This window comes from Bacteroides finegoldii DSM 17565, assembly GCF_000156195.1.
Classification (GTDB): Bacteria; Bacteroidota; Bacteroidia; order Bacteroidales; family Bacteroidaceae; genus Bacteroides; species Bacteroides finegoldii.
Genome location: NZ_GG688321.1, coordinates 13,659 through 28,829, shown reverse-complemented (window position 1 = coordinate 28,829; position 15,171 = coordinate 13,659). Strand labels below are relative to the sequence as shown.

Genomic DNA, 15,171 nt, shown 5'->3' with positions numbered 1-15,171 from the left:
ACAAGTGATGCTCTTTCTCCTAACCCACGAGGAGGGGAGCGTCTTACACAAAATGGCAGGTCTTCTGACTGACTCTTGTCTTATTTGCCTTCCCGATTAACATCAGTGGCGTTAAATTAGTTCAATTATAAGACATTGAACAGAGCTTCACAGCAGCGGGACTGTCCGGGACTTACACCCGATTCCCTATTAATCGTCGTCCGTTGGATACGGATTCTGAACCATTTCGGGGGGCAAAGATAAATAAATATTAAATAAGATGTTCCTTTTTTGCACGAAAGTTTCATTTTTGTGCAATGCTTATCTTTAAATAAGGATTCTTTAATTAGTGTATAACCTTGCTACTTTTCTAAACTATATTTCTCCTGATATTGTTAGGTTGATAGTAATTAATTAAAAGGAGATATTCGTATGAAAGAAAAGAAAATAGCTCGTGAAGAAAGAAATCAGGAGAAACTGGCTAACGGTGATTGGGTAATGGCAGAGTTTTATGCAACGTGGTGTCCTCATTGCCAACGTATGAAACCGGTTGTTGAAGAATTTAAGAAACTGATGGAAGGAACATTGGAAGTGGTATTGGTAGACATCGATCAGGAACCAGCCCTTACAGATTTCTATACAGTTGAGTCGACTCCTACCTTTATTCTTTTTAGAAAAGGACAACAGCTCTGGAGACAATCCGGCGAATTACCTTTGGAAAGATTGGAAAGAGCAGTGAAAGGATTCAAATCCTGACGATTATAGCATAGTTTGTTACAATGATATGCGTAGCTGATTCTATGCTGGTATGTCTTTGTCTGGCATACTTCTAATATGCATAAAGAAAAGCAGAAAGTATTCTCCGGTGAGGTACTTCCTGCTTTTCTTTATTTTTATTGCTTTCTGTTGAGTCGTAACTCATACAGGCAAGCCTGTACCTCTTCAAGGCTGCCGGTATGTTTTCCTTCATCATCAGACAGTTTGATACATTCCCTCCATTCCTGATTGACATTCATCTTACATTGTGTCAGTTTCATCACGATGTTCGAAGGTTCGAACCCGGTATCATTGGTGAGATTGGTACCGATCCCGAAAGAGCAGCGGATTTTGTTTTTGCAGTATTCTTGAATATCCAATGCTTTTGTAAAGTCTAGGGCATTGCTGAATACGATGGTTTTGGTTGTCGCGTCGATTCCCAACTCTTTGTAGCGGGCAACCAGCTTATCGATAAACTCAAATTCATTGCCGGAATCACACCGCACTCCATCGAAAAGTTTGGCTTGTTTACGGCTAAGGTTGCTAAGGAAGATGCCAGAAGTATATGTATCGGAAAGTGCGATACCTAAATCACCGTCATAAACATTCACCCAGTTTTCGAGTGCCATATAGTTGGCATGTTTATATCCGAACTGTGCTCCATGAAACATAAACCATTCATGTGGATGAGTTCCCATCATTTTCATTCCATATTTCATTGCAAAGTTACAGTTGGAAGTTCCGGTGCAATATTGCGCTGTTTCGTTCAGCTTCTTGATAACCGTTTCCTGCACATCAATGGAGAATCTTCTCCGTGTGCCGAACTCTGAAAAGCGAAGCTGATGTTGATTCGACAATTCTATTTTCTCCGACAGCTTGCAAAGAATCTCGTTCATGTCTGCTACATTGCCAAAGAAACGGTTTTTGATTTCGGAGACAATAGCGAGCAAAGGCACTTCGTATAAAGTCACTTTATAAAGCAAGTCGGTCACTTCGATGTGGAGATGACAAGCTTCATCCAGATGAATGTCAATCTTATTCGGATCGAAACGAAAAGAAGACAACCACTCCCAGTAGACTTTCGGAAGGAATCTGCAGTTTTTCGTCATGTATTCCAATTCCTCTTCCGTGAACCTCAATTGACTAAGGTTCTTGATCTCTGCCTTGAGTGCCTTCAGGAAATCTTTGGTATATTGAGTTTCATTCCGGTCGTTGAAACTAAACGTGCCCATTGCATAGGGAAACAGTTTGATATAAGCATACGATGTGGTAAACTTATAAAGATCTGTATCTAATAGTGTCTTAACAATCATGACATTCGTTCTTTATTCTAATTTCCATACGTTTTAGTTGGTCACAAAGATATGTTTCCTATCGGTAACATCAAGGAAAAAGAGATTATTTTTTGTAATGGTTACCGGTTAATAATCTGTCATCTTTACCGATAATACGTTATCCGGTCGTTTTATGATAACGCCACTGTCGGATTATGAACGGTCAGTCCTCCATCCACCACAATCGTTTGTCCAGTGATGTATCTGGCATCGTTCGAAGCCAGAAAAGCGATGGTAGCTGCAACATCCTCCGGTTCTCCCAGATAAGGAGTGGCACATTGACCGAGGAAGATATTACGTACATCCTCATTCAGGTTGTCCAATGCAGTGGGAGTAAGTATCAGTCCCGGAGCTACGGCGTTGCAACGGATGTTTTTCTTTCCCATTTGAGTAGCGATATATTTCGTCAGGTTGATGACACCCGCTTTGCTGGCGCCGTATAAAGTACCGTTGGCATCAGCCGTAAGTCCGCTTATGGAAGCTACGTTGACAATGTTTCCGCCGCCATTGGCAGTCATGATAGGAATGACCTGTTGGGAAAGATACATCGTGCAGCAGAGATTCAGGTGGAATGCTTCGTCAAAGTAGTTGATGTCCAGCTTTTCGATGCTAAGGTCACGTTTGGGATCAGTTCCTCCTACATTATTAATCAGTACGTCTATTCTTTGATATTCATTCATGGAAAAATCAATCAAATCTTTGCAACTCTGGAGTTCGGTGGCGGAGAAATAGACATGACGCACGTCAGCCCCTGCGTGCGTGAGTTCGTTGGCAAGCTGCTCCGCTCTTTTCTCGGAATGGTCAGCGATGACTACTTTGCCTCCTTCGGAGACAATGCGGCGTGTGGTTGTTTCGCCGATACCACCGGCGGCACCGGTGATGACAACTACTTTATTTTCGAATCTGTTCATATAATGGGAATTTGATGATTACCTTCTATTAGAAACAGCTGGCAGAGAAATTTGTTAGCCCTCATAAACTCTCTTTAATAAGATAAGGTGTTCGATTCGAAAACTTTTGCATCTTTTCCAGTTTTACGCTCTGATTATTTAAGAAAACTGTTAAATGTTAATGCCTGGACTCTCATTTGTTAATACAGCTCTGATTCTATTAAACCATGTTATAAGGTACGCTGCTTTGGCCTCAAAATTTGGAGATAACCGGAAAGTCCGTATCTTTGTACTGTGTTTTTCATAGTATTAGATTTAAGGTTAACAAAAGATTGGCTGTCTGGGAAGATAGCCTTTTTTTATGCCTGTAAGTCAACTGCAGACCGAAGAGATTAAATGGATCAGTCCGAAAAATCGGTTTGAGCTCTATACGGTGTGGGAAGGAGCCAAATACTATTTTTATTTCTTTTTCTGCCTAATCAGATTAGCCGCGTTACTTATTCTTTTTGCGTATGACTATAGTATTCCGCAAGAATAACTATAGTCTCCCTTGCGTATAACTATAGTCATACGCAAAGTACACTATAGTTATACGAAGTAAAAGTAACGAATGAAATGAGTCTAAATAGTGAATCGATTATAAAAGAATGCCCATAGAAATCAATAGGAATAGGAAGGCTATCATTGTTTAATTCAAAACCTAGTACGAAAAAGAAACAAACAGAAAACAACCAGAGTTTCGGATTGATTCATCAAAACAACGAATATTGGTTATCCCGCAGGCTTTTCACCTCCCGTTCCTTTACGATATCATCTTCGGATTATTCTTACTTACCCAAGAAGTAACTTGTGTGAATGAATATGTTAAATGTTAACGTGCAAAGTCTGAAATGTTAATACGCTTCCCGGATTATTAAACCCTGTTATAATATGGGCTGTTTAGGCTCTAAAATTTGCTATTTACCTGAAATATGGTACCTTTGTACAGTGTTTTTTTCATAAGTATTAGATTTAAGGTTAACAAAAGATTGGTTGCTCGTGATGAGTAGCCATTTTTTGTTTTTATACACTATGATTGTTTATTCCTTAATCATAGTCAACAGCATCTTAACTCTCTCCACTACACTTTTCGAATATGCATTGTTTGTCTATAACAAAAAACGATTTTTATTGTTATAGTACGAAAGACTCAATAAACTAACCATTATTATGAAGAAGAATATCTTATTGTTTGGAGCACTGATAGGTGCTTTCTTATTGGTTTCCTGTTCGGGAGGAAACAAGAAACAGGCTGCGTCCTCCGTCACTCCGGAGGAATTGGATAATGCCAGTAAAGTGATAAACTATTATCATACATCGCTCATCGTGTTGAGGCATGTAGCTAATGCAAAAGACGTAAATGCGGTCTTGGGATATATGGAACAGACAGGAAAAGTTCCTGAAGTATCTCCGATAGCACCGCCTGAAGTATCTGCCAGAGACACTGCGGAATTGATGGATCCGGGAGATTACTTTAATATACAAGTCCGTCAGAATCTGAAGCAGAGTTATAGAGGACTTTTCAGTGCACGGGCGCAATTCTATGATAATTTTAATAAGTTTCTCTCTTACAAGCAGGCCAAAGAGACAGCCAAGGCTGGCAAGCTCTTGGATGAAAACTATCGGCTAAGTGTAGAAATGTCCGAATATAAACAAGTGATTTTTGATATTCTAAGCCCTCTCACGGAACAGGCTGAAAAAGAACTTCTTGCCGACGAACCGTTGAAAGATCAAATCATGGCTATGCGTAAGATGTCCGGCACTGTGCAAAGCATAATGAATCTTTATTCCCGCAAACATGTACTGGAGGGTGCTCGCATTGATGTGAAGATGGCAGAATTGAAGAAAGAACTCGAAGCTGCAAAGAAACTTCCTACTGTCACAGGCTATGATGAAGAGCAAAAGAATTATTATAGCTTCCTGTCTTCTGTGGAATCGTTTATGAAAGATATGCAGAAAGCAAGAGATAAAGGCGCATATTCCGATGCAGATTACAATGCGATGTCGGAAGCCTACGAATATGGACTTTCCGTTATCTAAAGAATTCTTCCTCTGTTTGAATGAGTTGCAATCATGTTTCTTCAAGCAGGGGATGCTTTTTTAATTAAGCAAAGAAGTCCTTTTTTTACTATCCCCTTTTAAACAGGAGTTTTACTTTTGCATTTGGATTAAGAAATAATATCTTTGTTATATGCAATCATTTCAACTGATAAAACCCTGTTTTGCACTGGCTCCCTATATACGGCATTACTGGATATTGCAAGACGACTCAATAGCTCCTGTCTCCGAACGGACTCTGCCTATTGGCTGCATGCAACTGGTATTCCATAAAGGGAAACAACTTCTTTTGTTGGGCGAGTCGGAGCTGCAACCCCAATCCTTTATTTCCGGACAATCGGTCGGTTTCTCGGATGTGATGTCTACAGGCAGGATAGAGATGATTACTGTTGTTTTTCAACCTTATGCGGTAAAAGCATTGTTTCATATACCCAGTCATTTGTTCCGTGGGCAGACTGTAGATACCGATGCGATGGAAGATGTAGAACTGTCGGATTTAGTGAAACAGGTCACGGATACTTCTGATAATGCAGTTTGTATTCGGTTGATAGAACAGTTTTTTCTTCGTCGTTTATACACTCTTCCTGAGTATAATCTCAAGCGGATGTCTGCTGTCTTTCATGAAATAAACCTCCGGCCGCAAATCAACATTTCTCATTTGTCGGAAACAGCCTGTCTGGAAGTGACTGCTGTTCCTTCGTCCCCTTATCCGGATTATTCTACCGGAATATAGATCTCCGTCAACAACTCTTCGGGGGGAGTGTCACATGGATTGTTCAGATAGCGTTCAGCACTGGCTTCATCACGTATCGTACATTCCATTTCGGGCAGATACTTTCCGTAAATCGTATCGTACACAGCTTGCAGATTGTCATACGGGCCTTTATAAAGGAAAATAGCATAACGTCCGGCTGGGATAACCTTGAATCCCACATCACTTTTGGGGGCAACCTTTACAGGCATTACCATGCATACGTCTGTACGCAGTTTCTCGGCTGGCGTCACTTTCGGATCATCGTGGTAGATGCAAAGCGGGCTGAAATCTCCCATCGGCAGTTTTTGTTCTTTGATGAATTGGAATAAACGGCCCCAAGTGCCACCGTAATCATTCAGTTTGTAGTCGCCTGTAAGGCGGATATAAATCACATTCCGTTCGGAGACATTTCTGATCTCTTTTTTTAGTTCCAGGTCTGGCCTGATAATCGCTGGTTTCATAATTACAAAGTTTTTATTGTTTCTATATTCTAAAGGTGAAATGCCATAAAAATTGCTTGAACACTTTCGATAATGAAGAAGGGGATGCGTAACCAATCCGGTAGGCGATGTCAGCAATCGGAATATCCGAGTAGCGGAGTAGGCGTGCGGCAGCTTCTGTCCGCGTCCGGACAATAAACGTACCAATCGGTTCACCGAGAAAAGCTTTCATGATCCGGTGAAAGTAAAAAGGAGAAAAGTTTGAAATTCTGGCCAGAGATTTTAAATCAATATCTTCTCCTAAATGTTGGATGATGTATTCCACTACAACATTTACGCACTTTTGATATTCCTCTTTCGTTGTTTTTTTCTGTTGCATAACTAATTTGGGTATTTCACTTCGCAAAGGTATTGGTAAAAAAACGAAATGACTTGTCCGATATTGCGGAAATGTCAACTTTCTATTTTCTTTCTATGGTTGCCCTATACCTGTTTTGAGAATTTATTTTGATATATAATGTACCTTACAGTGGTGTTATGGTGTGAACCATGGCCAAATTTTTAACCGTTAATTGCGAATTTGATTTTCTTGTTTTAAATAATGTCAAAAACTAAAATGAAAAAGCTGGTTTTGTTATAAACTATTATTGAAAATGATTATATTGTAACCGAATTATTAATAAAAATAGCCATGGATAAAACAATTGTAGGGAACAATGCCGGAAAGGTCTGGTATGCCCTGAAAGAAATTGGTGAAATTTCAATACCTGAATTGGCGAGAAGATTAAACCTAAGCGTAGAAAGTACAGCATTGGCTGCCGGTTGGTTGGCACGAGAGAACAAAATTTGTATCCAACGGAAAAATGGATTAATTGCTTTATCTGATGAAAGCACTTTTCCCTTCAGTTTTGGATAATAGTAGGTTTTGTGAGTGAATATTTTTGAAGTTCCGTTAACTTATAAGTAAGAATATGTCCGTATAAGGTATCACAAGTTAAGTTTGAACTTAAGAAGTTTTATATTTAAAAGAGTTGCTCAATAATAGGGCAACTCTTTGTATAATGAATGTATAAAAATGTCTGTTTATTATGTGTGATAGATAAAATATATATACTTTTTCCTTCGAATTATAATTGCTTAATAGATTAAGAAGAAATTTATGGGTAAATTTTTGCTTATATTGGGACGGGGAGTGGGGCAGGTGATGTTTCAGAATAATGCACTGTCGGGGGGATTGATGTTAGTTGGTGTTTTGCTAAACTCCTGGCAGATGGCTTTATTAGCTGTAGCAGGTAATATAGTAGGTACATTGACAGCTTACTTGTTCGGTTATAGTCGCGAAGATATTGAAAATGGTTTGTATGGGTTCAATGGGACGCTGGTGGGGATTGCGATAGGGGCATTTATGTCGATAACTTTGCCTTCCTTGCTATTATTGATTGTTGTTTCTTGCCTATCCACGTGGATTGTACGGCTTTTTAGTTTGCAACGTTTTATCTCCGGATTTACGGCTCCTTTTATTCTGTCTGTATGGATATTACTGTTTGTCTGTTCTTGCTGGTTTCCTTCTTTACTATTGAAATCCGAAAATACTGCGGGAACGCAAGCATTCGCTTTCTTACAGTCGTTTAGCCTGAATATTGGACAAGTGATGTTCCAAGGTGGCGCTGTATTGACAGGTCTGTTTTTTCTTTTAGGTATTTTGGTTAATTCTCGTGTGAATGCTGTCTATACGGTGTTGGGAGCATTGTTGCCTATTCCTGTAGCTCTGTTGGCAGGAGTCGAATCTGCGGTATTGAATGCAGGGCTAATGGGATATAATGGTGTGTTATGCGCTATCGCTTTGGGAGACAAGACATGGAGCGGGGGAGTATATGCCGTATTCTCCGTGTTATTATCTGTTTTTCTTCAACTTTTGGGAATGGATGTCGGAATTACTACACTGACTGCTCCGTTTGTTTTTTCCGTATGGATTACGGTAGGAATACGGTATATGTTGCTTACCCTGTTTCCTGCTAAGCGGAAAGTTGCCTGAAAAATTGTTGTGATAATAAACGGATGACTTTGTTTTTGTCGGTAGTATGGACTGATATAGTCAAACAGTGGTCATTACTGCCATAAGCGATTAGGGATATGGGAATATCTTTGATTGTTTCTATAATACTGCTTTCTATCTGTTTGTGTTTCCAATGAAGGGAGCCTATAACATGTATTACGGACATATTCTCATCGGTGGTCATTTTTACATATTTGTGTAGTTCTCTCTGAATGATGCGCAATGTGTCACGGCTGGCGGCTAGGATCATGGAAACGGATACATTGGATGAGGCCATAGAAATAATTTTGATTTTATATTTGCCTATAACTTCCAGTAGTTTACCCATCAGTAAATAGTCGGGGAGCACATTCAATGAGGTAAAACGAACGAGGGTGACCGAATCTTGTACAAGTATCGCTTTTATATTGTTTTTCGTATCATGGGAAGAAATATATAGCTTTTCGGTTGCCGTATCATTGGTATCTATCAGGCGGATGGCTATATCTGAATGTGCTGCAAGAGTGATACAATCTGCATAAAGTAAATATGCACCATTATTTATCAGTTGTTCGGCTTCTGCATAAGTCAGAGAGTGTTGTTCGCGCTGGTTATTTAGATTTGCACAGATATGATTGATTTCTGTTGATAAGAGGACTTCATTTGCATTAAAGACCGTAGCCAATATGATAGTGTAATAATCATTGTATTTTTTGTTAACAAAATCTATTTCACCATATACGTTCTGGCATAAGGAGAGAGGAGCTATGAATATTTCTGTATCCTGATTTTGCTCTATATATGGTCGGATATTTTCCTGGATATAGGGAATGTCAGGCTTTCGTTCAAGATTGAGTTGCATAAATATGCTGGTGTCGAGTAACTTGGCATTTATACCTTGCTCACGTAGGCAATAAGTAAATAAATGGCTAAATAGTCGGTATATTTCAGCTTTTATTATTTTATCTATAAGTAAATCGGCTTTTTCTTCCACTAAGTTGTGGATATTATTACAGTATTTTTGGATAAGTACATTTATGTCTTTGTTAAGTTTATTACTTGTGATAAGATGATCTGCTAATGTATAGTAATATTCTTCTATTGTATTGATAATAGAATGTGAAGTTTCGTCTTCATGGTGAAACCAGCTGGCAGAAATTTTTTGCAGCCATTTCTGTAGAGGTATTGCTGTTGGAATTACTACTACATGAGGATGTTCGTTTCGGATACAATCAATAATCCGTATTATCTCTTCCTCGTTCTTTATTTTTTCAAATTTACAAACTTTCATCGTTATCTGGTATTTTATTGGTTGCTAATCTTTTTTACAAAATGGAATGCTTTTTTCAAAATAGAAAGCTTCTATTGAGCTTTTTAGTTACTTTGAATATTGCAAATATTTAAAAATAAGATTGTTAATCACGATCTCGTTATTGGGAAAGTTGTTTCTTCCTATGGTTAATATGCCAATATTATACCATAATCTAAAAGATATGTCAGTTTTATATTTGGAGTGAAAATAGAATTAGAATATGTATTTTTGCATCTTTAATGATTGATACCTTTTTTTGAAATGACTGAAGATATAAAGAACAAGCTATTGATGTGTGCGGAAATTTATCATTGTGCCGGTTTTATAGAAAGTGATCCGGTGCAGTTCCCTCATCGTTACACACTGAAACAGGACATTGAAATTAGCGGTCTGCTGACGGCAATAATGAGTTTTGGTAATCGTAAGCAGATACGGAAGAAAGCAGAGGAGTTACATGGATTAATGGGAGATTCGCCTTACCGATATGTATTATCATGCCGTTGGAAGGACGATTTCCCTGCGGGAGCGAAGAATAGTTTTTATCGAATGCTGTCATATGATGATTTTTATGGATATTTTCAGCGTTTGTATACAGCTTACTCCTGCTTTGACAGTTTAGAGGAAGCTTTAAATGTGTATACCGGAATACCGATGGAAAAGTTATGTGCTTTTCTTGAGGTTTCTGCAAAAAGTCCACAGAAAAAACTGAATATGTTTTTGCGTTGGATGATTCGTCGGGATTCGGAAGTTGATTTTGGGATCTGGGATAGTTTCGACCAGAAAGATCTGATCGTTCCTTTAGATACACATGTTTGCCGGGTAGCTCATTATTTAAATTTGACGGATTCGGAAACTTTCTCTTTGAAGAATGCCCGTCAGATTACTGTTGCTTTGGCAGAGGTATTTCCTGATGATCCTTGTTTGGGGGATTTTGCATTGTTTGGGTTAGGAGTAAATGGGGAAATATAAATCAGTCGGTAATGTAAAAATCGATTATAACAGAAAAAGTAAGGGTTTAGGTACTTACCTTTCAGTTATAATCGAAGAAAGAAATATTAGAACGTTCTTATTTTGTCTTTAAATTCTTCCCATCCATTTGCCGATTTATATTTTTCCGCTGTTCCGGAAGGAACACGAATGGTTGCTATGTTTTTAGGAAATCCGTACCATACCTTTTCAAATACTTGTGGTGGAGTTGTTGCTTCTACTTTCACTTCCTGAATACCTGTATTATCGAATGCTGAGAAATCGATTTGGATGACATTCGAAGGAATGGTCAGATGAGTCACTTTTTGGTTGCCACCGAGTAGCCCTTGGCCTAATATCCGGATGCTTTGTGGAATTTCAAAGCGAGTTAATTGTGGACATCCTTCAAAACAGCATGCTTTGATTATGGCGTCAGGGGTGTCACTGACAACAGATCCGTAAGTTAGTACTTCTGTTAATTCCGGGCAATGGTAGAAAGCTCTGCCTTCTAAAGTTATAATTCCGTTTGGTAATTTTGCTATTGTAATACCACTCTCACGAAAAGCTTCTATCCCGATTATCTTTACATTTTCAGGGATTTCAATTGTTCTCAGCTTTGAAGTTCCAAGAAACGCTTGTGCTCCGATTTCCTTTAGTGTTAGAGGCAGTTTAATTTCTTCAATACCAGAGAAAAAGAATGTGCTGGCAGGAAGTGTGGTGATCTTTGTCTGACTTAGGTCTACACTCTTCAAGTTCTTACAATAGTAAAATATGTCTGCTTCAAGTTTTTCTAAAGTTGAAGGAAAAACGATTTCTTGAATGCTTGAATTGAAGAAAGCTTCTTCTCCGATAGCCACAAGTCCTTCATTGAGTATTACTTTACTTATTTTTCTACCATAAAACACTTTTTTCGCAATTGATTTTACATGATTGGGCAACGTGATTGTTTCATAACCGTTCACTACTTCCGTTAATACACCATTTTCTATACGTATAGGGGCTATTTGCACAGTAAATGTCTTTTGCTTCCCCTCTATGGTAACTGTAACCTCTTGTTTTTCAACGGGAGTTGAAGAGGAAAAGCCGCTGATTTGTTCCAAAGTTACATTTACAGGTCGTCGTTGACCGTCATCGTAATTGCCTATCACTTTAATTCCGGTTAAATCAATCTTTTCACCTAGCGTATAGATCGTTTTTTCGGGAAGCTGTTCTATTGAGAAACTTTCGAGCAAAGCCTCCGATATATCGGATGATTGCCCAATGGATGGTGAATTGTTTTTATATTCATCACTTTCTTTTCCGCATGCTACCATAAAAAGCATGAGATTTAATAACATAACAATCTTTTTCATAATTTTTTTCTTTTACAAGTTTTCCGCTTGCAAAAGTAGCGAGATTTTACCTTTTCAGAGTTACAATGCAGTCTCGCATTTCTAACACTCTTGATTGGTAAACTCTGATATTCAGTCGTTTGTAGGAATGGATGCTTGAATTTTCTAACACTAGCCTAACGACTATTCAAAAAGTGATAGAAACAGGTCTTTGTTGGCTGTTTCCGCAGATTTTATGCGTGACTTTAGACGTGATTTGCGGGCGTAGACATTGGCTACTGTATCTTTCATAAACAGACTGATAACTTGTGGTGAGAAGCCGACAAAGATGTAACAAAGTAACCGTATGTCTGTTTCCTTCATTGCAGGAAAATCATTCCGTAGTTTTTGCATGGCATTATCATGGCAGGTATTAACAATTAGTTCTAGTTCTTGCAACATTTCTCCGTTTTCTGAAAAGTCAGTGATGATTTGTTTTACTTCTTGGAACATGGCAGCTTGCTGTGACGAAGTGTTCTCCCGCTCATAGTAGGTCTTGCCTAGTTTATCGATGATGTTGAAACGGGAGGCGATCAATCCTTTCAAGTGATTTTCGGTATTGCGCTGTCCCTCCATGCGTTCTGTCAAAGCTTTATATTCGGAATTAGCTTCTTCTACCAATAGTAGATAGCGATCTGTGCGTTCACGTTGTAGACGCATACGTTGTCGGATTATGTACCAAGCTATACCTGACAACAGAATGACTATAATTATGGATGAAATCTCTAGAATAGTACGATTTTTCATGCGATATTCCGCGAAAGCCGATTGTTCCTGGAAATACTCTCGTTCGACCATACCGGCAGAAAATTGCATATTCGAGCGCGTCAGGGAATCAGTCAGATATATGTAGCGGTGTATATTTTCTGTTGCTTTTTCAAAGTTTTTGGATTGAGCTTCGATCCGATAAGCAGTATAGTATAAATTTGCCATGTCACGAATGTCGGTTGTATGTGTTTCTGCCAGTTTTAGATAATGACGTGCACTGTCCATGTGATTCTTTAGGAGTTGCACATCAACCAGTGTATGATAACCGTATAATGTATCTTTTCGTGCGGAAAGTTCAATTCGTAGCAATAGGTCATGAGGTATTTGTTTCTTTCCGGATATTACATAGAGAGAAGCTAGGTTGGTCAGACTGGATTTGGCCAGTTTATCACTTTTTTGCTCATCAGCCAAATCAAGTGCGGAGGAGTAGAGTCGTGTTGCTTTCTCAACATCCTTTGAGTGGTAAGTAGCAGCAGCCATATCAAGTGTAGCTTCTGTTTCTTCACGTAGATTTTCGGATTGACGGAAGTTATTCCGAGATTCCCGGAAATAATGATAAGCCCGGTTATAGTTCATCTGTGCATAATATACTTCACCGATCTGGCTATATAAGAGTCCTTTATAATAGGGCTCATTAGTATCTTTCAACTTTTTCTCAATCTCTAGAAAAAGGCGTAGTGCTCCAGCTTTATCATTTGCACGTAATTTGATACGTCCCCAATAATAGAGAGTTGTGCATTGGTTACGCAAATCTTTCGGATGATGCTTATAGTAATTCCAAGCTTTTCGGATAAGGGAGTCACTTGTTATTTTGATATGGTTCTGATCCAAAGCGGCAGAATAAAGTAAAGCGTATTTGGCCTGTTCCGCTTGTTGGCTTCCCGGTGTAAATTGCTGTAATATACTCAAAGCACTGTCCGGCTTATTTTGCAACAAAGCTTCCGCTTCATTAAGGAGGGAATTTTGCTCTCTGTTATAGCATCCTGTAAAAGAGAAAATTATCAATATTTTAAGTATTATCTTACTTTTCATTCTGTAAATTGTAGTTTAGGGGATCATATATTTACCAATTTATCTCCTTTATTCCCTTGCTCTGTAAGAAAGCGTTCGCTTTGCTAAAATGTTTGCAGCCAAAGAAACCATATTCCGCTGAACGGGGAGATGGATGAACAGTTGTCAATACTAGATGCTTGTTGGTATCTATCAAGGATCGTTTCTCTTTTGCGTAACTTCCCCAAAGCATGAAAACTAGATTTTCTCGTTTATCACTTAACTTTCTGATAACTGCGTCTGTGAATATTTCCCATCCCATATTTCGGTGTGAACCTGTTTCGTGTGCACGTACGGTAAGAACGGAATTCATGGGAAATACCCCTTGTGTTACCCAACGGTCCAAATTGCCGGAGGTAGGGATTGGCTTTCCCAAGTCTTGATTTATTTCTTTAAAAATATTGGCTAATGATCCGGGAATGGTTACTCCATCCGGAACGGAAAAGCAGATTCCATAATATTGTCCCGGATTGGGGTATGGATCTTGTCCAAGAATAACGACTTTGACTTTCTCGAAAGGGCAGGAATTGAATACATGGAATATTTGATGTCCGAGAGGAAGGATATGTGCCCGTTCATATTCACTTTTGACGAATGCAACCAGCTTTTCAAAGTATGGTTTGTTGAATTCTTCCTGTAATTGTTGTCTCCAACTTTCTTCTATTTTGACATTCATTGGTCACTGAAAAATTGTACAATGACAAAGGTAGGCATATTGTGATAAAATATCAAGAATAAGGTTATGGCATTTCTCCATTTGACACCAATTGCGTGCTAATAAATGATAATAAACGTCTTTCTTATAAAAAAGAATGGATGTAAACGTACTTATTTAATTTATTGCATTACCTTTGTACGCAGAGTTTGAGTTACGAATTGTTATCGTATAGTTCTTCTTTTAATATAATGTTAGTAAGTAGTCCTCTTCTTTAATTATCCTCCTCACTCCAATTTAGTATTTATTTTAATAAAAGTTTTTAGATGAACATTTACATTGCAGGTTTAAGTTATCGCACAAATGATGCGGACTTGACAAATTTATTTGCAGAGTTTGGAGAAGTTTCTTCAGCTAAAGTTATTATGGATAGAGAAACTGGTAACTCCAGAGGATTCGCTTTCGTGGAAATGACAAGTGATGAAGAAGGGCAAAAAGCAATAGACGAATTAAACGGCGTTGAATACGACCAAAAGGTTATTTCGGTAAGCGTTGCACGTCCTCGCGCTGAAAAACCGTCATACGGTGGAAGCCATGGAGGTTATAGTAACTCCAGAAGATATTAATATCCGGACTTTAGGAAAGCGGAAGAATTTATATTTCTTCTGCTTTCTATAAAGTCTTTGTATCCGCCTTTATGATTTATCTGCGGAGGCTTTTATAAAAACGGATAGCCGGAAAAGAAAATCATCTAACAATTAAGTT

Annotated in this window: 12 protein-coding genes, 2 pseudogenes and 1 riboswitch; of the genes and pseudogenes, 7 read left to right on the top strand and 7 right to left on the bottom strand. The window is 38.5% G+C overall.

Annotated elements, in window-relative coordinates; genetic code table 11:
• Positions 1–37 precede the first annotated feature (37 nt).
• A riboswitch (cobalamin riboswitch) is annotated at positions 38–241 on the bottom strand.
• 170 nt (positions 242–411) lie between these two features.
• Positions 412–735, top strand: a complete 324-nt coding sequence (locus tag BACFIN_RS13110) for a thioredoxin family protein (protein ID WP_004296832.1) — start codon at positions 412–414, stop codon at positions 733–735.
• 137 nt (positions 736–872) lie between these two features.
• Here the strand turns inward: BACFIN_RS13110 and pncB are convergent, their stop codons facing one another.
• On the bottom strand, positions 873–2,048 hold the full coding sequence (gene pncB / locus BACFIN_RS13115; RefSeq protein ID WP_007751327.1) for a nicotinate phosphoribosyltransferase: 1,176 nt from the start codon (positions 2,046–2,048) through the stop codon (positions 873–875).
• Between the two features lie 152 nt (positions 2,049–2,200).
• Positions 2,201–2,980: a 7alpha-hydroxysteroid dehydrogenase gene (gene hdhA / locus BACFIN_RS13120; protein ID WP_007751324.1), complete on the bottom strand. Its 780-nt coding sequence runs from the start codon at positions 2,978–2,980 to the stop codon at positions 2,201–2,203.
• A 1,188-nt stretch (positions 2,981–4,168) separates the two neighbouring features.
• Here hdhA and BACFIN_RS13130 point away from each other — a divergent pair.
• Both BACFIN_RS13130 and BACFIN_RS13135 read left to right on the top strand, forming a co-directional pair.
• Positions 4,169–5,038 (top strand): DUF6845 domain-containing protein, encoded by an 870-nt coding sequence (locus tag BACFIN_RS13130; RefSeq protein WP_007751317.1) that lies wholly within the window; start codon positions 4,169–4,171, stop codon positions 5,036–5,038.
• 151 nt (positions 5,039–5,189) lie between these two features.
• Positions 5,190–5,735: pseudogene (locus tag BACFIN_RS13135) on the top strand (DUF6597 domain-containing transcriptional factor); the annotation flags it as partial.
• Between the two features lie 35 nt (positions 5,736–5,770).
• Here BACFIN_RS13135 and BACFIN_RS20665 read toward each other — a convergent pair.
• Positions 5,771–6,629, bottom strand: a pseudogene (locus BACFIN_RS20665) (AraC family transcriptional regulator).
• Positions 6,630–6,941: 312 nt separating this feature from the next.
• On the opposite strand from BACFIN_RS20665, the gene BACFIN_RS13140 reads away from it, so the two are divergent.
• On the top strand, positions 6,942–7,166 hold the full coding sequence (locus BACFIN_RS13140; protein ID WP_007751301.1) for a winged helix-turn-helix domain-containing protein: 225 nt from the start codon (positions 6,942–6,944) through the stop codon (positions 7,164–7,166).
• 243 nt (positions 7,167–7,409) lie between these two features.
• On the top strand, positions 7,410–8,285 hold the full coding sequence (locus BACFIN_RS13145; protein WP_007751298.1) for an urea transporter: 876 nt from the start codon (positions 7,410–7,412) through the stop codon (positions 8,283–8,285).
• Here BACFIN_RS13145 and BACFIN_RS13150 read toward each other — a convergent pair.
• Positions 8,266–9,576, bottom strand: a complete 1,311-nt coding sequence (locus tag BACFIN_RS13150) for an amino acid kinase family protein (protein WP_007751296.1) — start codon at positions 9,574–9,576, stop codon at positions 8,266–8,268. The two genes, BACFIN_RS13145 and BACFIN_RS13150, sit on opposite strands and share 20 nt — an antisense overlap.
• Positions 9,577–9,858: 282 nt before the next feature.
• Here BACFIN_RS13150 and BACFIN_RS13155 point away from each other — a divergent pair, with 282 nt between their 5' ends.
• Entirely contained in the window at positions 9,859–10,566 is a 708-nt protein-coding gene (locus BACFIN_RS13155; RefSeq protein ID WP_007751291.1) for a TIGR02757 family protein, read from the top strand.
• An 86-nt stretch (positions 10,567–10,652) separates the two neighbouring features.
• Here the strand turns inward: BACFIN_RS13155 and BACFIN_RS13160 are convergent, their stop codons facing one another.
• From BACFIN_RS13160 to ung, 3 genes are all read right to left on the bottom strand, one after another.
• On the bottom strand, positions 10,653–11,915 hold the full coding sequence (locus BACFIN_RS13160; RefSeq protein WP_007751287.1) for a leucine-rich repeat protein: 1,263 nt from the start codon (positions 11,913–11,915) through the stop codon (positions 10,653–10,655).
• 162 nt (positions 11,916–12,077) lie between these two features.
• Positions 12,078–13,733 (bottom strand): hypothetical protein, encoded by a 1,656-nt coding sequence (locus BACFIN_RS13165; RefSeq protein WP_007751286.1) that lies wholly within the window; start codon positions 13,731–13,733, stop codon positions 12,078–12,080.
• 31 nt (positions 13,734–13,764) lie between these two features.
• Positions 13,765–14,427 (bottom strand): uracil-DNA glycosylase, encoded by a 663-nt coding sequence (gene ung, locus BACFIN_RS13170; protein ID WP_007751285.1) that lies wholly within the window; start codon positions 14,425–14,427, stop codon positions 13,765–13,767.
• A gap of 305 nt (positions 14,428–14,732) precedes the next feature.
• Between ung and BACFIN_RS13175 the strand changes: the two genes are divergently transcribed.
• A complete protein-coding gene (locus BACFIN_RS13175; RefSeq protein ID WP_007751284.1) occupies positions 14,733–15,032 on the top strand; it encodes an RNA recognition motif domain-containing protein in 300 nt (99 codons plus the stop codon).
• Positions 15,033–15,171: the final 139 nt, after the last annotated feature.